Genomic DNA, 21,239 nt, shown 5'->3' with positions numbered 1-21,239 from the left:
TACCCGAGGCGGTGCAAACAGACGAAAAAGGATTCGCCATGCGCCACGCTACCTGCCTGTCAGCCCTGTTGGCCCTGGGCCTGATCAGCCAATCCCCTGCCTCGCTGGCCAACAGCCTGGTGTTCTGCTCCGAAGGCAGCCCTGCCGGTTTCGACACGGCCCAGTACACCAGCGCCACCGACAACGACGCCGCCGAACCGATCTACAACCGCCTGGTGGAGTTCGAGCGCGGCGGCACCGCCGTACACCCTGCCCTGGCAACGCGCTGGGAGGTATCGGACGATGGCCTGCACTACACCTTCCACCTGCGCGAAGGGGTGAAGTTCCACAGCAACAAGGCCTTTACCCCGAGCCGTGACTTCAACGCCGACGACGTGCTGTTCACGTTCAATCGCATGCTCGACAAGGGCCATCCGTTCCGCAAGGCCTACCCCGCCGAATTTCCCTATTTCATCAGCATGGGCCTGGACAAGAACATCGCCCACGTCGAGAAAATCGACCCGATGACCGTGGCATTCACCCTGAACACGGTCGATGCCGCGTTCATCCAGAACCTGGCCATGAGTTTCGCCTCCATCCTCTCTGCCGAATACGCCGACCAGCTGATGGTCAGCGGCCGCCCCAGTGACATCAACCATTGGCCCATCGGCACCGGGCCGTTCGTGTTCCAGCGCTACCAGAAGGATTCGCAGATACGCTTCAAGGGCAACAAGGATTACTGGGCACCGAATGAAGTGAAGATCGACAACCTGGTGTTCTCGATCAACATCGACCCCTCTGTGCGTATCCAGAAGCTGCGCCGCAACGAATGCCAGGTCACCCTGCACCCACGCCCGGCCGACCTGCCGGCACTCAAGGTCGACAGCAAGCTGCAGGTTTTGCAGCAGCCGGGCTTCAACCTCGGCTACATCGCCTACAACACCCAGCACCCGCCATTCGACCGCCTGGAAGTACGCCAGGCGATGGACATGGCGGTGAACAAGGCAGCCATCATCCAGGCGGTGTATCAGGACTCTGGCCAACTGGCGGTCAACGCCATGCCGCCCACCCAGTGGTCCTATGACGAAAGCCTCAAGGACGCACCCTACGACCCGGAAAAGGCCAAACAGCTGCTCCAGCAGGCCGGGGTCAAGCCTGGCACCGAAGTCACTTTGTGGGCCATGCCCGTACAGCGCCCGTACAACCCCAACGCCAAGCTGATGGCTGAAATGCTCCAGGCCGACTGGAACAAGCTCGGTTTCCAGGTGCGCATCGTCAGCTACGAGTGGGGTGAATACCTCAAGCGCATGAAAAGCGGCGAGCACGACATCGCCCTGATCGGCTGGACCGGTGACAACGGCGACCCGGACAACTGGCTGGGCACCCTCTACAGCTGCGATGCCATCGGCAGCAACAACTACTCGCTGTGGTGCGACCCGCAATACGACAGCCTGGTCAAGCAAGCCAAGCAGGTTACCGACCGCACCCAGCGCACCGCCCTGTACCAGCAGGCCCAGCAGCGGCTGAAGCAACAGGTGCCGATTACCCCGGTTGCGCATTCCACGGTTAACCAACCGCTCAGCGTCAAGGTTTCCCAGTTCAAGGTCAGCCCGTTTGGGCGCAATGATTTTTCCGGTGTGAGTGTTGATTAAGCGTTAGCCAGTCCCGGCCAACACAACACCCCCGATTTAGCCCGGCGATCCCGCGGCAACCCTGGCAACACCGCAACAACCATCCGGCCCACAAGGCCGGCAATAACTAGAAAAGAATGGGAGCTTCAACCTTGAGAGTATTCACCTTGACCGCACTGGCTTTATCCATCAGTGCCTTATCCACCGTGGCCCAGGCCGACCCGCAAAGCCAGGAATACATTCCCCTCACCCTCAAAGCCAGCAGCGAGCAGGCACAAGCCAGCGGCTTCATTGACGGCCAGAGCCTGTCCGGTACCACCCGCAACTGGTACGCCCGCGAGCGTGCCGCCCGCGCCCCGCTGTGGCGCTACTACAAAAGCGATGGCACCCGCCACGCCACCCACAGCCGCGAAAACTGGCTGCAGGGCAACATCCTCAACTACAGCTCCGGCTTCACCCAAGGCACCGTGGGCATTGCCGTCGAGGCCGCCGGCTACAACGCCATCGCCCTGCAACAGAGCCGCCAGGCCGTCGCTGGCCCCAACAACCGCACGCTCACCCACAGCGATGGCGACCCCATCGGCCAGTGGAGCAAACTGGGCCTGGGCAATATCAAGGCGCGCGTGTCCAACACCACCCTTACCCTCGGCCGTCAGTCGGTGGACACGCCGATGATCGCCTACATCGGCAACCGCGCCCTGCCGTCGAGTTTCCAGGGTGCGTTCCTGCACAGCGCCGAGTTCGACAACCTCAGCTTCGACGCGGGCACCTTCGACCGCGTCTCGCCACGTACCGAGCAAAGCCTCAGCAAATTCCGCAGCGAATACAGCGCCACCGGCGTGGAAACCGACCGCGCCAGTACCGCCGGCATCAACTACCAGCCGTTCAAGAGCCTGAGCACCAGCCTGTACGCCACCAAGGTCGACGACTTCTGGAACCAGTACTACTTCGGCGCCAACCACATGCTGGGCGACAGCGCAGTACTCAGCCTGAGCACCGGCCTGAACTACTACAAGACCGTGGACGCCGGCAGCCAGAAAATGGGCAAGATCGACAACGACGTCTACAGCCTGTCGCTCGACCTGACCCACCAGGCCCACACCCTCGGCGCCTCCTGGCAGCAGGTCAACGGCAACGAGTACTTCGACTACCTGCACGAGACCAACGGCATCTACCTGGCCAACTCGCTACTGTCGGACTTCAACGGCCCCAACGAAAAATCGCTGAAGATTTCCTACGTGCTGAACATGGCGCCCTATGGCGTGCCGGGCCTGAAGTTCAACCTGTACAACGCCCGTGGCTGGGGTATCGACGGTACCCATTACCGTGGCACGGCCTACGACGTGAAGGGCCTGGACGGCGAAAACCACTATGAGTGGGGCATCGGCACCAGCTATGCGGTGCAAAGCGGGCCGCTCAAAGACACCAGCATCCGCGCCACCTATACCGCGCACCGCGCCAGCAAGGCACAAGGTGACGGCAGCCTCGACGAGTTCCGGGTGGTGACCACCATTCCATTCAACATTCTCTGACCGTTAGCGCCACGGCCCGTTTCGCTGCGGGCCGTGGCAGCTACGCTGGAATCAATGCAAGCCGGGAGTCCGTGACCCATGCAGAGCGCTTTCATCAAATCGATACCGTTACGCCTTGCCCTTGCCGCGCTGGTGCTGAGCAGCGCCACGCAGCTGGCGGCCAAACCGCTGGTGGTGTGTACCGAGGCAAGCCCGGAAGGGTTCGACGTTGTGCAGTACACCACCGGCGTCACGTTCGATGCCACCGCCGAAACGCTGTTCAACCGCCTGGTCGACTTCAAGCCAGGTACCACCGACATCGAGCCGGCCCTGGCCGAACGCTGGGACATTTCCCCAGACGGCCTGACCTACACCTTCCACTTGCGACAGGGCGTCAAATTCCACAGCACCGACTACTTCACCCCCACGCGCACGTTCAACGCCGACGATGTGCTATGGAGCCTGCGCCGTCAGCTCGACCCTGCGCACCCTTGGCATGACAAGACCAGTGTCGGTTACCCGTATTTCGAAAGCATGGCCTTCAAGAGCCTGCTCAAGTCGGTGGACAAGACCGACGACCACACCGTGGTGATCACCCTCACCCGGGCCGAAGCACCGTTCCTGCGCGACATGGCCATGGGCTTCACGTCGATCTATTCCGCCGAATACGGCGACCAGTTGCTCAAGGCCGGTAAAACCGCCGAGCTGAACAGCAAGCCGATCGGCACCGGCCCGTTCATCTTCCAGCGCTACAACAAGGACGCCCAGGTCCGCTTCAAACCCAACCCGGATTACTTCCGCGGCAAGCCGCCGGCCGATGCCCTGATTTTCGCCATCGCCACCGACAGCAACGTGCGCCTGCAGAAACTGCGCGCCAACGAGTGCCAGATCGCGCTGTACCCCAAGCCGGAAGACGTACCGGCGATCACGGCCGACCCCAGGCTCAAGGTGGCCGAGACCGAAGCGCTGGTCACGGGCTACATCGCCATGAATACCGAGCACAAATACCTCAGCGATGTGCGCGTGCGCAAAGCCATCGACATGGCCTTCGACCGCCAGGCCCACGTTGACCAGCTTTTTGGCAAAGGCAATGCGCTGGTCGGCGTGAACCCTTATCCACCGACCATGATCGGTTACAACACCCGTAACCAGAACCCGCCACGCGACCTCGACAAGGCGCGCGCGCTGCTCAAGGAAGCTGGCGTTCCGCAGGGTACGGTGATCACGCTGTTCACCCGCAACGGCGGCGGCATGACCAATCCCAACCCGCGGCTGTCCGCCGAAATGCTGCAGGCTGACCTGAAGCAGATCGGCCTGAAGCTGGATATTCGCGTAATGGAATGGGCCGAAATGCTGCGCCGCGCCAAAAAGGGCGAAGCCGACCTGGTGTCCACCGGCTGGGCCGGCGACAACGGCGACCCCGATAACTTCCTCACCCCGCTGCTGAGCTGCGAAGCGGCGAAGAACGGCGAAAACTACGCCCGCTGGTGCAACCCGAAATTCCAGGAGTTGATCACCCGCGCCCGCGAAGTGATCAATGACGAGGAACGTGCAAGGCTCTATAGCGAGGCATTGAAGGTGTACGATGACGACCAACCCTGGATCAGCATGGCCCACCCCAAGGTGTTCGTGGCCATGCGTGACAACGTGGAGGGCTACGTGATCAGCCCTCTGACCAAAAATAACTTCGCCACCACCAAGGTGAAGTAGAACAACAACGACCGCCGGCAACCCACACGGGAACCGGCGGCACTGCCGTGGCGTGCTGCTGGCCGCACGGTCTGAAGAGGTAACCCCGACAATGTTGAGCTTTATTGCCCGGCGCCTGGGCCTGTTGATACCGACCTTTTTCGGCATCACCTTGCTGACCTTCGCGCTCATACGCCTGATCCCCGGCGACCCGGTGGAAGTGATGATGGGCGAGCGCAGGGTCGACCCTGAAATGCATGCCCAGGCCATGGAACGCCTGGGCCTGAACAAGCCACTGCCGGTCCAGTACCTGGACTACGTGGGCAAGCTCGCCCAAGGTGACCTGGGTGAATCGCTGCGTACCCGCGAAAGCGTGTGGAGCGAGTTTCTCACCTTGTTCCCGGCCACCCTGGAACTGGCCTTCGCCGCCCTGCTGTTCGCCGGCATCGTCGGCCTGCTGGCCGGGGTAATCGCCGCGCTCAAGCGCGGTTCGCTGTTCGACCATGGGGTGATGGGTATTTCCCTGGCCGGCTACTCGATGCCGATCTTCTGGTGGGGCCTGATCCTGATCATGTTCTTCTCGGTGAGCCTGGGCTGGACCCCGGTGTCCGGGCGCATCGACCTGCTCTACGACATCGAGCCGAAAACCGGCTTCATGCTTATCGACACGCTGCTCAGCGACGAAGAAGGCGCGTTCAAGGACGCGGTGATGCACCTGATATTGCCGGCCATCGTGCTCGGCACCATCCCGCTGGCGGTCATCGCCCGCATGACCCGCTCGTCGATGCTCGAAGTATTGCGCGAAGACTACATCCGCACCGCCCGCGCCAAAGGCCTGTCGCCAGCGCGCGTGGTGTTCGTGCATGGCCTGCGCAATGCCTTGATCCCGGTGCTGACCGTGTTCGGCCTGCAAGTCGGCACATTGCTGGCCGGTGCGGTGCTGACCGAAACCATCTTTTCCTGGCCGGGCATCGGCAAATGGCTGATCGAAGCCATCGGCGCCCGTGACTACCCCGTGGTCCAGAACGGCATCCTGTTGATCGCCTGCCTGGTGATCCTGGTCAACTTCGTCGTGGACATTCTCTACGGCCTGGCCAACCCACGCATCCGTCATCAGCGCTGAGGCCCTTGCCATGACTAGCCCGATTCCCAAACCCGTGTCGCCGGCCAGCCCGGTGGACCAGAGCCTGCTCTACCCCTCGCCGTACAAAGAATTCTGGCAAGCCTTCGCGCGCAACAAAGGCGCTGTGATGGGCCTGGCCTTCATGAGCCTGGTGGTGTTCTGCGCGCTGTTTGCACCGTGGGTCGCCCCGCATGACCCCAGCGAGCAGTACCGCGACTTCCTGCTGACACCGCCCGTGTGGCTGGAGGGCGGCACCTGGCAGTTCATCCTCGGCACCGACGAGCTGGGCCGCGACCTGCTTTCGCGCTTGATCCAGGGCGCGCGGCTGTCGCTGCTGATCGGCCTGTCGTCAGTGGTGATGTCGCTGATCCCGGGCATCCTGCTGGGCCTGCTGGCCGGCTTTTTCCCGCAGTTGCTCGGCCCGTCGATCATGCGCCTGATGGACGTGATGCTGGCCCTGCCCTCGCTGCTGCTGGCGGTGGCCATCGTTGCCATCCTCGGCCCAGGCCTGATCAACACCGTCATTGCCATTGCCATCGTTTCCCTCCCCTCCTACGTGCGCCTGACCCGCGCCGCCGTGATGGGCGAGCTGAACCGCGACTACGTGACCGCAGCACGCCTGGCCGGTGCCGGGCTACCACGGCTGATGTTCGTCACCGTGCTGCCCAACTGCATGGCACCGCTGATCGTGCAGGCAACCCTCAGCTTCTCCTCGGCGATCCTCGACGCGGCCGCCCTGGGCTTCCTCGGCCTCGGTGTGCAACCGCCGACCCCGGAGTGGGGCACCATGCTGGCTTCGGCCCGTGACTACATCGAGCGCGCCTGGTGGGTGGTGAGCCTGCCTGGCCTGACCATTCTGCTCAGTGTGCTGGCAATCAACCTGATGGGCGACGGCCTGCGCGATGCGCTGGACCCGAAACTCAAGAACGCCGCCTGAGGAGAACGCCATGTCACTGTTGCAGATCAACAACCTGAACGTGCGCTTCGGCGACGCCACGGCGGTACCGGTGGTCGACGGCCTGGACCTGACGGTAGAAGCCGGCGAAATCCTGGCCATCGTCGGCGAATCCGGGTCGGGCAAATCGGTCACCATGATGGCCTTGATGGGCCTGATCGACGCCCCCGGGCGCATCACCGCCGACGCCCTCACCTTCGATGGCACCGACATGCTCAAGCTCAGCGGCCGCCAGCGACGCAAGGTGGTGGGCAAGGACATCGCCATGGTCTTCCAGGACCCGATGACCGCACTCAACCCCAGCTACACCGTGGGCTACCAGATCGAGGAAGTGCTGCGCCAGCACCTGGGCCTGAAGGGCAAGGCCGCGCGCCAGCGTGCCCTGGAGCTGCTGAAAAAAGTCGAGATCCCGGCTGCGGAGAGCCGCCTGGATGCCTACCCGCACCAGCTGTCCGGCGGTATGAGCCAACGTGTGGCGATTGCCATGGCCATTGCCGGCGAGCCCAAACTGCTGATCGCCGACGAACCGACCACCGCACTGGACGTGACCATCCAGGCGCAGATCATGGAACTGCTGGTCAACCTGCAGAAGGAGCGCAACATGGCGCTCATTCTGATCACCCACGACCTCGCCGTGGTCGCCGAAACAGCCAGGCGCGTGTGCGTGATGTACGCCGGCCAGGCGGTGGAAGTAGGCCAGGTGCCGGAGCTGTTCGACGTACCCGCCCACCCTTACAGCGAAGCCTTGCTGGCGGCCATCCCCGAGCACAGCATCGGCGCCGAACGCCTGGCCACCCTACCCGGCATCGTCCCCGGCCGTTACGACCGCCCTGTCGGCTGCCTGTTGTCGCCGCGCTGCCCCTATGTGCAGGACAACTGCCGCCACCAACGGCCGCCCCTTGATCCCCAGGCGTACAGCCTGGTGCGCTGCTTCTACCCGCTGAACCAGGAGGTGGCGTAATGACCGTCGTTCTATCCGCCCGGGAGCTGACCCGGCATTACGAAGTCTCCCGCGGGCTGTTCAAAGGCCATGCGTTGGTCCGTGCGCTGAATGGTGTGTCGTTCGAGCTGGAAGCCGGCAAGACCCTGGCCGTGGTTGGCGAGTCCGGCTGTGGCAAATCGACCCTGGCCCGCGCACTCACCCTGATCGAAGAGCCGTCTTCCGGGTCGCTGCAAATCGCCGGCACCGAGGTGAAAGGCGCCAGCAAGGCTGAGCGCAAGCAACTGCGCCGCGACGTGCAGATGGTGTTCCAGAGCCCCTACGCTTCGCTCAACCCACGGCAGAAGATTGGCGACCAGCTGGCCGAGCCCCTGCTGATCAACACGTCACTGAGCAAGGCCGAACGGCGCGACAAAGTGCAGAAGATGATGGAGCAGGTGGGCCTGCGCCCCGAGCACTACCAGCGCTATCCGCACATGTTCTCGGGTGGCCAGCGCCAGCGTATCGCCCTTGCCCGGGCGATGATGCTGCAGCCAAAAGTGCTGGTAGCGGACGAGCCGACTTCGGCACTGGACGTGTCGATCCAGGCGCAGGTACTGAACCTGTTCATGGACTTGCAGAAGGAATTCAACACTGCCTACGTGTTCATCTCGCACAACCTGGCGGTGGTGCGGCATGTGGCCGATCAGGTGCTGGTGATGTATCTGGGGCGGCCGGTAGAGATGGGGCCTAAAGAGGATATCTACGAGAAGCCGTTGCATCCCTATACCCAGGCGTTGCTGTCGGCAACTCCCGCTATTCACCCGGACCCGCTGAAGCCGAAGATCCGCATTGCCGGCGAGTTACCCAACCCGCTGAACCCGCCTGACGGGTGCGCGTTTCACAAGCGTTGCCCGCATGCGACCGAGCGGTGTGCCAAGGAAGTGCCGGCGCTGCGCCAGGTGAGTACCCGGCAGGTGGCTTGTCACTATGCCGAGCAGTTTCTCTAGCTAGATCGGTGTCGCCTTCATCGCCGGCAAGCCAGCTCCCACAGGTACTCCACAGCCCTCAAGGCCTGTGCCAGGCCTGTGGGAGCTGGCTTGCCGGCGATGGGCCGCAGAGCGGCCCCAGGTTCTCAATGCATGAAGAACCAGATCAGGATAATCACTGGAATCGGTACCCCAATCATCCACAGCAGTATCGAGCGCATGGCCTTTCTCCTTGTTCGTTGTTAATTAAAACCAGTGCAGCGCCCATGCCAGCTGTATCAAAAAATTACTTTTAAATAATTCAAAGGCTTAGCCTCAGAACCGCTTGATCAAACCGTGCAAAATGCCAGATCCACACCCTTGCACCTGGGTGTTCTGCAATGCACTATCAGTTTCATGACCGCCACCACCCTCCCCGACGGCCCCGAGCAAACCCCGCTCACCGCCGACACCGTGCTGCGCTACCACTTGTGCTGGAAGCACCGCGACCTCGACGGCGTCATCGCGCTTTACCACCCCGACGTCCAGTACCACGACTTCTTCCAGAACCGCGTGCTCGGCTACCGCGAACTGCATGACTACGTGCGCGCCTGCCTGCCCCATGAAGCCGGCGAAGACATCGTCCACAGCGACCGCATCCGCGTCGATGGCTGCACCGCATTCATCCAGTACCAGGTCACGGTCCAGGGTGGCGATGGCCTGGTGGCGTTCCAGTCCAGCGAAGCGATCACCGTCAAGGATGGCCTGATCTGGCGGGTCAACGAATACGCCACGCTGGTTCGCCAGAACAGCAGCGGGCACGCCAGTGCCGGCCCGCGCCCTGCCACCAGCCGCCTGGGGTTGTCACCACGGCAACTGTCGACCATGGCCCAGGACCTGGAACACTACTTCCAGCGCCAGCGCCCCTACCTGGACCCGGAGCTGGACCTCCAACAGGTTGCCGACGCCAGTGGTTACAGCCGCAACCAGATTTCCTACCTGCTCAACCAGGTGCTTGGGCAAAGCTTCTACCGCTACGTCAACCAGGCGCGCTTGCAACACCTGATGGCCAGCCTGGACGACGACAGCGTCGAGGCAACGATTGACGAGTTGGCGTTCAGCGCCGGCTTCAACTCACTGTCAGCGTTCTACAAGTGCTTCCGGGAGCACACCGGCCTCACGCCCAAGGCATACCTGAAGCAAATTTCCCTGCGTGCACGCACGTAAGACAGCCGCCCGCACACCCCACTAGGATCGCCCACAGACCTTGACGGATGTGGAGCCCGACCCGATGCAACCCCTGCGCACGCTCAGCCTGTGGATGGACCAGCTCGACGAGCCACTGTGCGCTCGCCCGGCCCTGCGTGAAGACCTGGTTGCGGACGTGTGCATCATCGGTGCCGGCTACACCGGCCTGTGGACTGCCTACTACCTCAAGCGCCAGGCCCCGCAGCTGAACATCGCGGTGATCGACGCCAACATCGCCGGTTTCGGCGCCTCCGGGCGCAACGGCGGCTGGCTGATGGGCAACCTGCTGGGCGAAGACCGCCTGCTGGCCACCCTGTCGCCACAACAGCGCCGCGCCAGCATCGACCTGCTGCACGGCATTCCCGATGAAGTACAGCGTGTGCTGCAACGCGAAGGCATCGACTGCGACTACCGCAAGGGCGGCGTGCTGTACTGCGCCGCACGCTACCCAGAGCAGGAACGCAGCCTGCGCGCTTACCTGGACGATCTGTATCGCCAAGGCATGACCGAAGACGACTACCGCTGGCTGCGCCCCGAGCAACTGGACGCCCAACTGCGGGTCAGCAATGCCTTTGGCGCCATCTACAGCCCGCACACCGCGACCATCCAGCCGGCCAGACTCGTGCGCGGCTTGGCTCGGACAGTGGAGGCGATGGGCGTGCCGATCTATGAAAACACGCCGGCCATCGATTGGCAGCCCGGCGAGGTGCGCACGCCGCTGGCACGGATTCGCTGCCAGTGGGTAGTGCCTGCCGTGGAAGGTTACGCTGCCAGCCTGCCGCCACTGGGCAAACATCAGTTGCCGGTACAGAGCCTGCTGGTGGCCACCGAGCCGCTGCCGGAGTCGACCTGGGAGCAGATCGGCCTGAGCCAAGGCCAGGCCTTCAGCGAAAGCAGCCGCCAGGTCACCTATGGCCAGCGCACCGCCGACAACCGCCTGGTATTCGGTGCCCGCGGAGGCTATCGCTTCGGCGGCCGACTGCGCGAAAACTTCAACCTCGACGCGCATGAAATCGAACTGCGCCGTTACCTGTTCAGCGAGCTTTTCCCGCAACTGAAACACGTACGCATCACCCACTCCTGGGGTGGCAACCTGGGCATGGCCCGACGCTTCCGCCCGCATATGCTGTGCGACCGCCAGCGTGGCATTGCCCTGGCTGGCGGCTACGGCGGCGAAGGTGTCGGCGCCACCAACCTGGGCGGGCGCACGCTTGCAGCGCTTATCCTCAACCAGCACAACGAACTGACCGCGCAGCCCTGGGTGCTCGACAACCGCCCGGTTTCCAGCCTGGCCAGCTGGCCACCCGAACCCTGCCGCTGGCTGGGCTACAACGCCATCATCCAAAGCTTCGTCCACGAGGACCGGACCCTCGCCAACCCCGCCAGCGCGCCCTGGAGGCGGCGCCTGGCCAGCTCGCTTGCGGACTTCATGGAAGGCTTCATGCACTGACTTTCCTTTCCCCTACACAGGATCCACCGGTCATGAGCATCACCCAGTTCAAGAACACTGACAGCGCCGTGCTCGACAGCAGCAACCCGGTCGCGGTACCGCTTGGCGAACCCGTAGCCGTGACGTCGGTCACCTGCGTGGAGCGCAGCGACGGCGTGGAAACCGGCATCTGGGAATGCACCCCCGGGCGCTGGCGCCGGCAGATCGTGCAGCAGGAGTTCTGCCATTTCATCAAGGGCCGCTGCACCTTCACCCCCGACGGTGGCGAACCTCTGGTCATAGAAGCCGGAGACGCATTGATGCTACCGGCCAACAGCACTGGCACCTGGGACATCCAGGAGACCGTGCGCAAGACCTACGTCCTTATCTTCTGATCCGCTGATCGCCTGCCTTCGATAACAACAGACAAAGCAAGGTAACCCCGACATGCGCACGCTCCTTCTTGCACCCCTGATGCTGGCCGCCAGCGTGGCCGGCGCCGCCGAAACAGTGAAGATCTACAACTGGTCCAGCTATGTCGCCCCCGACACGCTGAAGAACTTCCAGCAAGCCAGCGGCATCGTGCCCACCTATGACGTGTACGACAGCAACGAAACCCTCGACGGCAAGCTGATGACCGGTAACTCCGGCTACGACGTGGTGTTCCCCTCCAACCACTTCATGGCCCGGCAAATCCAGGGCAAGGCCCTGAAGCGCCTGGACAAGTCGCAGTTGCCCAACTGGCAAAACCTCAACCCGGTGCTGCTCAAAGCGCTGGAAGTGAACGACCCAGGCAACCAGTACGGGTTCCCTTACCTGTGGGGCAGTACCGGCATCGGCTACAACATCGACAAGGTCAAGGCGGTGCTCGGCGACAATGCGCCGGTTGATTCGTGGGACCTCATCTTCAAGCCCGAGTACATGAGCAAGCTGAAAAGCTGCGGCGTTGCCGTGCTGGATAACGGCCCTGAACTGCTGCCGATTGCCTTGCACTACCTGGGCCTGCCACACCATAGCCAGAACCCGGCGGACTACGACAAGGCCAAGGCATTGCTGATGCAGGTACGCCCGTACATCAGCTACTTCCACTCATCGAAGTACACCGGCGACCTGGCCAATGGCGACATTTGCGTGGTGGTGGGCTTCTCGGGGGATGTGTTGCAAGCGAAGAACCGTGCCGAAGAAGCGAAGAACGGGGTGAAGGTGGGCTACTCGATCCCCAAGGAAGGCGCGCCCATGTGGTTCGACATGGTGGCCATGCCGGCCGATGCACCGGATGAAAAAGCCGGGTATGCCTACATGAACTACCTGCTGCAACCGGACGTGATGGCCAACATCAGCAACCATGTGCAGTACGCCAACGGCAACCTGAAGGCGGACGGGCTGGTGGACCCGGCGATGAAGGGTAATACGATGATTTACCCGAGCGAGGATGTGATGGGCAAGCTGTATGCGCTGGAAGCGATGCCGGCGAAGATCGACCGCATTCGCACGCGGATCTGGACCAGTATCAAAGCCGGGAATTGAAAAGGGGCCGCTTGGCGGCCCCATTCTCAATTATTAGTGATGTTCGCGGGTAGCGCGGAACTTGATGTCCGGCCAGCGCTCTTCCATCAGCGACAGGTTGACCCGGGTCGGGGCCAGGTAGGTCAGGTGACCACCACCGTCGATGGCCAGGTTTTCCATGGCCTTGGTCTGGAATTCCTCAAGCTTCTTCTTGTCGTCGCAGCTGATCCAGCGGGCCGACCACACGGTGATCGGCTCGTAGGCGCACTCGACCTTGTACTCTTCCTTCAGGCGGCTGGCGACCACGTCGAACTGCAGCACACCGACCGCACCCAGGATGATGTCGTTGCTGCGCTCCGGGAAGAACACCTGGGTGGCACCTTCTTCAGCCAGCTGCTGCAAGCCTTGGCGCAGCTGCTTGGACTTCAGTGGGTCCTTGAGGCGCACGCGACGGAACAGCTCCGGGGCGAAGTGCGGGATACCGGTGAAGCCCAGCGCTTCACCCTCGGTGAAGGTGTCACCGATCTGGATGGTGCCGTGGTTGTGCAGGCCGATGATGTCACCGGCAAAGGCCTCTTCCAGCTGTTCACGCTCGGAGGAGAAGAAGGTCAGCGCATCGCCGATACGCAGGTCCTTGTTCAGGCGCACATGGCGCATCTTCATGCCCTTCTCGTACTTGCCCGAGCAGATGCGCATGAAGGCGATACGGTCGCGGTGTTTCGGGTCCATGTTCGCCTGGATCTTGAACACGAAGCCGGTGAACTTCTCTTCCACAGGCTCGACGGTACGCTCGTGGGCAACGCGGCCCAGCGGGCGCGGCGCCCAGTCGACCACGGCGTCGAGCACGTGATCCACACCGAAGTTGCCCAGTGCCGTACCGAAGAACACCGGGGTCAGCTGACCGTTGATGAACTCTTCCTGGTTGAACTCATGGCAGGCACCCTGCACCAGCTCCAGCTGCTCGACAAACGAATCGTACTGGTCACCCAGGTGTGCGCGGGCTTCGTCCGAGTCCAGCTTCTGGATGATCTTGGCTTCGGTGCGCTCATGGCCGTGGCCAGGGGTGTACACCACGATGTAGTCGCCGGTGAGGTGGTACACGCCTTTGAAGTCGCGGTAGCAACCAATCGGCCAGGTGATCGGCGCGGCCTTGATCTTCAGTACGGCTTCGATCTCGTCCAGCAGTTCGATCGGGTCACGGATGTCACGGTCGAGTTTGTTGATGAAGCTGACGATCGGCGTGTCGCGCAGGCGGCACACGTCCATCAGGGCGATGGTACGCGGCTCAACCCCTTTACCGCCGTCGAGCACCATCAGCGCCGAGTCCACTGCGGTCAGGGTGCGGTAGGTGTCTTCCGAGAAGTCTTCGTGGCCGGGGGTGTCGAGCAGGTTGATCATGTGCTCGCGGTATGGGAACTGCATCACCGAGGTGGTGATGGAGATGCCGCGCTGCTTCTCCATTTCCATCCAGTCGGAGGTGGCGTGGCGGTCGGACTTGCGCGACTTCACGGTACCGGCGACGGCAATGGCCTTGCCCATCAGCAGCAGCTTCTCGGTGATGGTGGTTTTACCGGCGTCGGGGTGGGAAATGATTGCGAAAGTGCGGCGCTTCGCGACTTCGGCGGCCTGGTTGGTCATGGGAAATCGCCTGACTGGGGGATTAAAAAGGGGCGATATCATACCTGAAGTTGGGCCTGGACCAAAATCTAGTGAACCAGCGGCACCTGTTCCGGCCTCATCGCCGGCAAGCCAGCTCCCACAAAGACCTCTACAGCATTAACGCCTTGCGCAGTACCTGTGGGAGCTGAGTAGCAACCTATTCATCAGGCAATCGCTTTATCACGACAAATGGCCAAAGCGCAGTGATATCAACGCCTGTGCCGCATTAAGCTGCTGTTTTTTCTCGCCAAAAATTCAAGACCCCAGTGATTAACGCTGGCCAAATGCCGCCTCAGATGGGAACCTTTACACCCACGGAGACGTCCACTCCCCTGCAACCCGCTTCGGTTGGGGACTGGTTTCATCAGCATTTTCGGGCCCGACGGGGTTCGGCTCATGGCCTGATCGCAGCCTTCGGCGTGTATCAAGCTGCTACTCGCGAACACACCATTCGCCGCCAGCACTGGCCGGCAAAAAAGAAGTGTGCTCGCCGACAACACAAGGAGTCCGCCTGTGGCTAAACGCTACGGAAAAGGGCTGTTGGGATGCGCCACCGTGCTCGTCATCCTGGCCCTGCTGATCCACTGGATCGGCATCGACACGATCACGCGTTATCGCGATGATCTTGGGTTCTACCTGCAAGCGCACCTGGTACTGGTGCTGGCTTCGATGGCGGCGGCGTTAGCCGTGGGCATCCCCGCCGGCATTGCGCTCAGTCGACCGCACCGGGTCGACAAAGCCGAGCGCTTCATGCAGTTCTTCAACGTTGGCAACACCATCCCTCCCCTGGCCGTTCTGGCCATCGCGCTCAGTATCCTGGGCATTGGCGCCGGGCCTGCGATCTTCGCACTGTTCCTCGCCTCTCTTCTGCCCATCGTGCGCAACACCTACGAAGGCCTGAAAAACGTCCCCGCCTCGCTCAAGGAAGCCGCCACCGGCATCGGCATGACCCCGCGCCAGCAACTGTGGCAGGTGGAACTGCCCAATGCCGTGCCGATCATCGTCGGGGGTGTACGCGTGGCCTTGGCATTGAACGTGGGCACCGCGCCGCTGGCATTCCTGATCGGCGCCAACAGCCTGGGCAGCCTGATCTTCCCCGGCATCGCCCTGAACAACCAGCCACAGCTGCTGCTGGGCGCCGCGTGCACCGCGCTGCTGGCCCTGGTGCTGGACGCAGCGGTGAGTTTCTCCAGCAAGCGCTGGCTGGAACGTGGCCTGGCCCAATAAGGATAGGGAACGTATGAAGAAAAGAATCGCCTTGCTGCTGGGCGCGGCCCTGCTGTTCGCAGGATTTGCCCAGGCAGCGGAAAAACCGCTGGTGCGCATCGGCGCGCGGGTGTTCACCGAACAGACCGTGCTCGCCGAAATCACCGCGCAATACCTGCGTGCCAATGGCTTCGACGTGCGCGTCACCACCGGCCTTGGCAGCAACATCGCACGCCAGGCCCAGGAGACCGGCCAGCTCGACCTGATGTGGGAATACACCGGCGTGTCGCTGGTGTCGTATAACCACATCGACGAGCGCATGCCCAACGCCGAAGCCACTTTCGCCAGGGTAAAGGCACTGGATGCCAGGAAGGACCTGATCTGGCTGACCCCGTCGAAGTTCAGCAACACCTATGCGCTGGGCCTGCCCCGGCAAGTGGCCGAAGCCTACCCGCAGGTGAACACCATCAGCGACCTCAACAAGGTGCTGCGTGACGAAAGCCAGCGTACCCACCTGGTGGCGCTGGACACCGAGTTCGCCAACCGCCCCGACGGCCTGGTCGGCCTGCGCGAGATGTACGGCCTGCCACTGGACCGGCGCAACATCCGCCAGATGGACGGCGGCCTCGTCTACACGGCCATGCGCAACAACCAGGTGTTCGCCGGCCTGGTGTACACCACCGATGGCCGCCTGAACGCCTTCGACCTCAAGCTGCTGAAAGACGACAAGCACTACTTCCCGGACTACACCGCCGCCCCGGTGGTGCGCAAAGCCGTGCTCGACGCCAACCCGCAACTGGCCGGCCTGCTCAAGCCGCTGGCCGAGCAGCTGGATGACGAAACCATGCGCCAGCTCAACGCCAAGGTCGACGTCGAGCACCAGAACCCGACCGCCGTTGCCGCCGCCTTCCTGCGTGAGCACCCACTGAACAGCGAGGGCCAGCCATGAACCTGATCGATACCTTCAGCCACCTGGACTGGGCCCAGGTGCTGCAACTGACCTGGCAGCACATCATGCTGGTGGGCATCGCTGTAGGCCTGGCGATCCTCGTCGGGGTGCCGCTGGGCATTCTGATGACGCGCTTCCCGGCCCTCGCTGGCCCATTGCAGGCCAGCGCCACGGTGCTGCTGACCATCCCCTCCATCGCCCTGTTCGGCCTTCTGCTGCCGTTCTACTCCAAATTCGGCCAAGGCCTTGGACCACTCCCGGCGATCACTGCCGTGTTCCTCTATTCGCTGCTGCCGATCATGCGTAACACCTACCTGGCCCTGACCAACGTCGAGCCCGGCATCCGTGAAGCCGCACGCGGCATCGGCATGACCTTCGGCCAGCGCCTGCGCATGGTCGAGCTGCCCATCGCCGTGCCGGTGATCCTCGCCGGCGTGCGCACCGCCGTGGTCATGAACATCGGCGTCATGACCATTGCCGCCACCATCGGAGCCGGCGGCCTGGGTGTGCTCATCCTCACCTCCATCAGCCGCAGCGACATGTCGATGCTGCTGGTCGGCGCCGTGCTGGTCAGCCTGCTGGCGATCATTGCCGACCTGCTCCTGCAAACCCTGCAACGTGCCCTGACTCCAGAAGGACTGCGCTCATGATCGAACTGAAGAACCTCAGCAAAACCTTCAACGTCAACGGCAAGGACGTGAAAGCCGTCGACGCGGTAAACCTCACCGTCAACGAAGGGGAAATCTGCGTGTTCCTCGGCCCCTCGGGCTGCGGCAAAAGCACCACGCTGAAAATGATCAACCGCCTGATCACGCCCACCTCGGGCCAGGTGTTCATCAATGGCGAGGACACCACCGGGCTGGACGAAGTGACCCTGCGCCGGCACATCGGCTATGTGATCCAGCAGATCGGTTTGTTCCCCAACATGACCATCGAAGAGAACATCACCGTGGTCCCGCGCCTGCTCGGCTGGGACAAGCAAAAGTGCCACGAGCGTGCGCGCGAGCTGATGCACATGATCAAGCTCGAGCCCAAGCAGTACCTGCAGCGCTACCCGCGCGAGCTGTCTGGTGGCCAGCAGCAGCGCATCGGCGTGATTCGCGCCTTGGCGGCAGAAGCGCCGGTACTGCTGATGGACGAGCCGTTCGGCGCGGTCGACCCGATCAACCGCGAAATGATCCAGAACGAGTTCTTCGAGATGCAGCGGGCGCTGAACAAGACGGTGATCATGGTCAGCCACGACATCGACGAGGCGATCAAGCTGGGCGACAAGATCGCCATCTTCCGTGCCGGCAAACTGTTGCAGCTGGACCACCCGGACACCCTGCTGGCGCACCCGGCAGATGACTTTGTCAGCAACTTCGTTGGCCAGGACAGCACCCTCAAACGCCTATTGCTGGTACGTGCCGAGGATGCGGCGGACAACGCGCCGTCGGTGAGCCCGGAAACGCCGGTCAGCGATGCACTGGAACTGCTGGATGAACACGACCGCCGCTATGTGGTGGTGACCGATGCGCAGAACAAGGCGCTGGGGTATGTGCGCCGGCGCGACATACACCGCCAGCAAGGCACCTGTGGTGACTTCCTGCGGCCGTTCAATGCCACGGCGTCGCATGATGAGCATTTGCGCATCCTGCTGTCGCGGATGTACGAATTTAATAGGGCGTGGTTGCCGGTGCTGGATGCCGAGCAGGTGTTCTTGGGCGAGGTGACGCAGGAGTCGATTGCGGCTTACCTGAGTTCGGGGCGGTCGCGTGGGGCGAAGACCAGCATTGTCTCGCCCGCTGAGGCGGTGGTTTCGTAATCGCTGGGGGCGCTTTGCGCCCCTTCGCAGGCAAGCCAACTCCCACAAGTACAGCGCAAACCTTGAGATTGGCGCTGTACCTGTGGGAGCTGGCTTGCCTGCGATGGGCCGCAAGGCGGCCCCGGCGATCTCAGATCAGAACCCTACACTGGCCTGCACATAGAAGGTCCGCGGCTCACCCACATAAATGCCGGCATTGTTGTCGCTGGAGCGGGTAAAGTACTGCTTGTCGAACAGGTTCTTCACCCCCGCCGCCAACTTCAGGTTGGACATCTCTGGCCCGAACTCATACCCGCCACGGGCATGCCATGTCACGTAACCCGGAATATCGCCATACTGTCCATCCGCACTCGGCTCGGTGATGTAGTCACCGTTGAAGCTGCCATCGGCGTTGATCCCGGTGCCCGGCGCACGCTGCTTGGATTGGGCGTAGGCATCCAGGTTCCAGGTCCAGCGGTTGACCGCGTAGCGCACGCCGGCAGTGGCCACCTGACGTGAATAGAACGGCAAGTCACGGCCCTTGAAGCCCGGAATCTCACCTTCATAGGTTGCACGGGTAAAGGTGTAGCCACCGCTCACCGACAAGCCATCCAGGCGCGGGTCCAGCCCGGCCAGGTCATAGCGCACAGAAGCCTCGATCCCTTGGTGCTTGGTCGCACCCAGGTTGGTCCAGCCCACGTCGTTGCTGATGTATTGCAGTTCGTCATCAAAGTCGATGTAGAACGCCGTCAGCTCACCGGCAAAACCGCCATCGTCATAACGCGTGCCGATTTCGTAGGTCTTGGCCTTTTCCGGCTCCAGGCCATTGGCCGTGCTGTTGCCTGTCCCGCCCTGCCCCAGCTGGAAGTACTGCAAACTGCCGAACGAAGTTTCGTAGTTGGCGAACACTTTCCACGCGTCGGAGATGTGGTACATCACGCTCAGCGCCGGCAGCGGCTCGTTGCTGGTGATGCTGCGTTTCTTCTCCGCCACCGGGCGGTTGTTGGCATCCAGCACCGGGCGGTCGCGCCAGTCAGTGTTGATGTGCTCAAAGCGGATGCCCGGAGTGATGGTCCAGTTGCCCACGTCGATCTTGTCGTCGATGTAGTAGGCGCTGGCCTCGGTGCCACCGCTGCGGTCCTGGAACACATGGCCGTCGGAGGTCGGGGTCACGGTGGGCACGTTGTCGATCAGCGCCAGGCGCGTCGACTGCTCACGCATCGCTTCCTTCAGGTAGCGATAACCCACGCTGACTTCCTGGGTGGTCGGGCCGGCAAAGAAGATGCGCGACACACGCGGCTCGATGGCGAAGGTGTGATAGTTGCGCGGGTACGACGACAGGGTCTTCATGTCACGCGAAGCGATGGCACTGCCACGGAAGCTGTCGGTGTAATAAGTCAGCACTTCGAACTGGGTGGCATCGTCGAGCTGGCGTTGCCATTTGAACGACACGTCCTTGCGCCGACCGGCGAAGTAGTCGTAGTCGCGCAGCGACTGGTACGGGTTGCTGTCGTACTGGGCCTGGGTCAGGCCACCGGGCATGTCGGCGCGGCCATCGTAGTAGTGGAAGTTGAGCCAGAACTCGTCGACATCGGTCGGCGCCCAGTGGGTCTTGAGGATAACGTCGTCGATGTCGTTGCCGTTGTTGCTTTCACGGTAGCCGTTGCCGTTGACGCCGGTGTACAGCAGTGCCACACCCATGCCGTTGTCTGCCGTGCCGCCGACGAAGGCCGACTCGGTGTGCTTCCAGCCGCCGTGCTGGGAGGTTTCCAGGGTGGTGGACAGCTCTGCCGAGGCCTTTTCCGGAATTGCCCGGGTGACGAAGTTGATCACCCCGCCCACGTTCTGCGGGCCATAGCGTACCGAGCCTGCACCACGTACCACGTCGATGCTGTCGAGGTTGCCCGAGGAAATCGGCGCCATCGACAGCTGCGGCTGGCCATACGGCGCGAACGCGGCCGGGATGCCGTCGATCAACACGGTGGAGCGCGGCGACAGGCGTGAGGTGAGGCCGCGCACGCCCACGTTCAGCGACAAGTCGCTGCCGCCAGTGCCGTTGGAGTCCTGCACCTGCACACCCGGGATGCCGCGCAGCACATCGCGCACGTTCATCGCGCCCTTCTCTACCATCGCCTCGCGGCGCACCACGGTGCGCGCGCCGGGGTGGTTCTGCACCACGCTCTGCTGCGCATCGCCCAGCCAGTCACCGACTACCTTGATGTCGGTGGGCGCCAGCTCCAGGCTGCCACTGCCCAGGTCAAGGGTAGTCGGCAGCGGCTTTACCACGACGGTGTCCTGGGACATCTCGAAGGTCAGCCCGCTGCCTTGCAGCAACTGTTGCAGCGCCTGCACCGGCGCCAGGTTGCCGGACACCGCCGGAGCCTGCTTGCCAGCCACCAACTCGGGGCTGAAAAACAGTTGCAGGTTGGTCTGCTGGCCAAGCTGGCTCAGCGCCGAACCCAGCGGCTGGGCCTGGATCTGGATGGTGTTGCCGGCCTGTGCAGCCTGGCTGTTGACGGCCACGGCACCGACCGCCAGGGCCAGCGCCAGGGCGCGGAAGCGTGGGAAAGGCTTGTTGTTGTTCACGTCGTCGAAACATCCTGAATGCGGAATAAACGCCAACCGCGTGCAAATGGAAATGCTTGGCAGTTGCAGCTGGCGAGGAAGACGAACGAGTGGAAAAA

General features: G+C 62.7%; 17 protein-coding genes. 15 read left to right on the top strand and 2 right to left on the bottom strand.

What is annotated here, in order from left to right:
- Positions 1–38: 38 nt before the first annotated feature.
- The 11 genes from N436_RS16785 to N436_RS16730 all read left to right on the top strand — a co-directional run bounded on the left by N436_RS16785 (position 39) and on the right by N436_RS16730 (position 12,979).
- Complete coding sequence (locus tag N436_RS16785) at positions 39–1,631, top strand: ABC transporter substrate-binding protein (protein WP_110741585.1); 1,593 nt, start codon at positions 39–41, stop codon at positions 1,629–1,631.
- A 131-nt stretch (positions 1,632–1,762) separates the two neighbouring features.
- The gene (locus tag N436_RS16780) at positions 1,763–3,142 is read left to right on the top strand and encodes an OprD family porin (protein ID WP_110741584.1); all 1,380 of its coding nucleotides are present in this window, start codon (positions 1,763–1,765) and stop codon (positions 3,140–3,142) included.
- Between the two features lie 78 nt (positions 3,143–3,220).
- Entirely contained in the window at positions 3,221–4,831 is a 1,611-nt protein-coding gene (locus N436_RS16775) for an ABC transporter substrate-binding protein (protein WP_110741583.1), read from the top strand.
- A 91-nt stretch (positions 4,832–4,922) separates the two neighbouring features.
- Positions 4,923–5,933 carry an ABC transporter permease subunit gene (locus N436_RS16770; RefSeq protein WP_012316108.1) on the top strand — a complete coding sequence of 337 codons (1,011 nt, stop codon included), beginning with the start codon at positions 4,923–4,925 and terminating at the stop codon, positions 5,931–5,933.
- Between the two features lie 10 nt (positions 5,934–5,943).
- A complete protein-coding gene (locus N436_RS16765) occupies positions 5,944–6,870 on the top strand; it encodes an ABC transporter permease subunit (RefSeq protein WP_110741582.1) in 927 nt (308 codons plus the stop codon).
- A 10-nt stretch (positions 6,871–6,880) separates the two neighbouring features.
- Positions 6,881–7,849 (top strand): ABC transporter ATP-binding protein, encoded by a 969-nt coding sequence (locus tag N436_RS16760; RefSeq protein WP_016713171.1) that lies wholly within the window; start codon positions 6,881–6,883, stop codon positions 7,847–7,849.
- Positions 7,849–8,817: a peptide ABC transporter ATP-binding protein gene (locus N436_RS16755; RefSeq protein WP_110741581.1), complete on the top strand. Its 969-nt coding sequence runs from the start codon at positions 7,849–7,851 to the stop codon at positions 8,815–8,817. Before N436_RS16760 ends, N436_RS16755 begins: the two co-directional genes overlap by 1 nt.
- Positions 8,818–9,192: 375 nt before the next feature.
- Positions 9,193–10,002 carry a nuclear transport factor 2 family protein gene (locus N436_RS16745; RefSeq protein ID WP_110741579.1) on the top strand — a complete coding sequence of 270 codons (810 nt, stop codon included), beginning with the start codon at positions 9,193–9,195 and terminating at the stop codon, positions 10,000–10,002.
- A 64-nt stretch (positions 10,003–10,066) separates the two neighbouring features.
- Positions 10,067–11,473: an FAD-binding oxidoreductase gene (locus N436_RS16740; RefSeq protein ID WP_110741578.1), complete on the top strand. Its 1,407-nt coding sequence runs from the start codon at positions 10,067–10,069 to the stop codon at positions 11,471–11,473.
- Between the two features lie 32 nt (positions 11,474–11,505).
- Positions 11,506–11,847: a cupin domain-containing protein gene (locus N436_RS16735; protein WP_016501370.1), complete on the top strand. Its 342-nt coding sequence runs from the start codon at positions 11,506–11,508 to the stop codon at positions 11,845–11,847.
- 52 nt (positions 11,848–11,899) lie between these two features.
- Complete coding sequence (locus N436_RS16730; RefSeq protein WP_016713178.1) at positions 11,900–12,979, top strand: polyamine ABC transporter substrate-binding protein; 1,080 nt, start codon at positions 11,900–11,902, stop codon at positions 12,977–12,979.
- A 33-nt stretch (positions 12,980–13,012) separates the two neighbouring features.
- On the opposite strand, the gene N436_RS16725 is transcribed toward N436_RS16730, so the two are convergent.
- Positions 13,013–14,596: a peptide chain release factor 3 gene (locus tag N436_RS16725; RefSeq protein WP_016713179.1), complete on the bottom strand. Its 1,584-nt coding sequence runs from the start codon at positions 14,594–14,596 to the stop codon at positions 13,013–13,015.
- 534 nt (positions 14,597–15,130) lie between these two features.
- On the opposite strand from N436_RS16725, the gene N436_RS16720 reads away from it, so the two are divergent.
- From N436_RS16720 to N436_RS16705, 4 genes are read left to right on the top strand one after another with little or no spacing between them, the layout of a single operon-like run.
- Positions 15,131–15,844, top strand: a complete 714-nt coding sequence (locus N436_RS16720; RefSeq protein ID WP_028698933.1) for an ABC transporter permease — start codon at positions 15,131–15,133, stop codon at positions 15,842–15,844.
- Between the two features lie 13 nt (positions 15,845–15,857).
- Positions 15,858–16,772: a glycine betaine ABC transporter substrate-binding protein gene (locus N436_RS16715; RefSeq protein WP_110741577.1), complete on the top strand. Its 915-nt coding sequence runs from the start codon at positions 15,858–15,860 to the stop codon at positions 16,770–16,772.
- Positions 16,769–17,422 carry an ABC transporter permease gene (locus tag N436_RS16710; protein WP_016713182.1) on the top strand — a complete coding sequence of 218 codons (654 nt, stop codon included), beginning with the start codon at positions 16,769–16,771 and terminating at the stop codon, positions 17,420–17,422. Before N436_RS16715 ends, N436_RS16710 begins: the two co-directional genes overlap by 4 nt.
- Entirely contained in the window at positions 17,419–18,576 is a 1,158-nt protein-coding gene (locus N436_RS16705; protein WP_110741576.1) for a betaine/proline/choline family ABC transporter ATP-binding protein, read from the top strand. The genes N436_RS16710 and N436_RS16705 overlap by 4 nt, the downstream gene beginning before the upstream one ends.
- Before the next feature lie 135 nt (positions 18,577–18,711).
- On the opposite strand, the gene N436_RS16695 is transcribed toward N436_RS16705, so the two are convergent.
- The gene (locus tag N436_RS16695; RefSeq protein WP_110741575.1) at positions 18,712–21,141 is read right to left on the bottom strand and encodes a TonB-dependent receptor; all 2,430 of its coding nucleotides are present in this window, start codon (positions 21,139–21,141) and stop codon (positions 18,712–18,714) included.
- Positions 21,142–21,239: the final 98 nt, after the last annotated feature.

Source organism: Pseudomonas sp. RV120224-01b (genome assembly GCF_003208145.1).
GTDB classification, from domain to species: domain Bacteria; phylum Pseudomonadota; class Gammaproteobacteria; order Pseudomonadales; family Pseudomonadaceae; genus Aquipseudomonas; species Aquipseudomonas monteilii.
Note: the sequence above shows the minus strand (reverse complement) of the source record. Positions and strands in the feature narration are given on the sequence as shown.

Excerpts from the sequence above, each read along its gene's own strand:
- N436_RS16785 (WP_110741585.1), top strand. The coding sequence starts at position 39 with ATGCGCCACGCTACCTGCCTGTCAGCCCTGTTGGCCCTGGGCCTGATC.
- N436_RS16775 (WP_110741583.1), top strand. The coding sequence starts at position 3,221 with ATGCAGAGCGCTTTCATCAAATCGATACCGTTACGCCTTGCCCTTGCC.
- N436_RS16770 (WP_012316108.1), top strand. The coding sequence starts at position 4,923 with ATGTTGAGCTTTATTGCCCGGCGCCTGGGCCTGTTGATACCGACCTTT.
- N436_RS16765 (WP_110741582.1), top strand. The coding sequence starts at position 5,944 with ATGACTAGCCCGATTCCCAAACCCGTGTCGCCGGCCAGCCCGGTGGAC.
- N436_RS16760 (WP_016713171.1), top strand. The coding sequence starts at position 6,881 with ATGTCACTGTTGCAGATCAACAACCTGAACGTGCGCTTCGGCGACGCC.
- N436_RS16755 (WP_110741581.1), top strand. The coding sequence starts at position 7,849 with ATGACCGTCGTTCTATCCGCCCGGGAGCTGACCCGGCATTACGAAGTC.
- N436_RS16745 (WP_110741579.1), top strand. The coding sequence starts at position 9,193 with ATGACCGCCACCACCCTCCCCGACGGCCCCGAGCAAACCCCGCTCACC.
- N436_RS16740 (WP_110741578.1), top strand. The coding sequence starts at position 10,067 with ATGCAACCCCTGCGCACGCTCAGCCTGTGGATGGACCAGCTCGACGAG.
- N436_RS16735 (WP_016501370.1), top strand. The coding sequence starts at position 11,506 with ATGAGCATCACCCAGTTCAAGAACACTGACAGCGCCGTGCTCGACAGC.
- N436_RS16730 (WP_016713178.1), top strand. The coding sequence starts at position 11,900 with ATGCGCACGCTCCTTCTTGCACCCCTGATGCTGGCCGCCAGCGTGGCC.
- N436_RS16725 (WP_016713179.1), bottom strand. The coding sequence starts at position 14,596 with ATGACCAACCAGGCCGCCGAAGTCGCGAAGCGCCGCACTTTCGCAATC.
- N436_RS16715 (WP_110741577.1), top strand. The coding sequence starts at position 15,858 with ATGAAGAAAAGAATCGCCTTGCTGCTGGGCGCGGCCCTGCTGTTCGCA.
- N436_RS16710 (WP_016713182.1), top strand. The coding sequence starts at position 16,769 with ATGAACCTGATCGATACCTTCAGCCACCTGGACTGGGCCCAGGTGCTG.
- N436_RS16705 (WP_110741576.1), top strand. The coding sequence starts at position 17,419 with ATGATCGAACTGAAGAACCTCAGCAAAACCTTCAACGTCAACGGCAAG.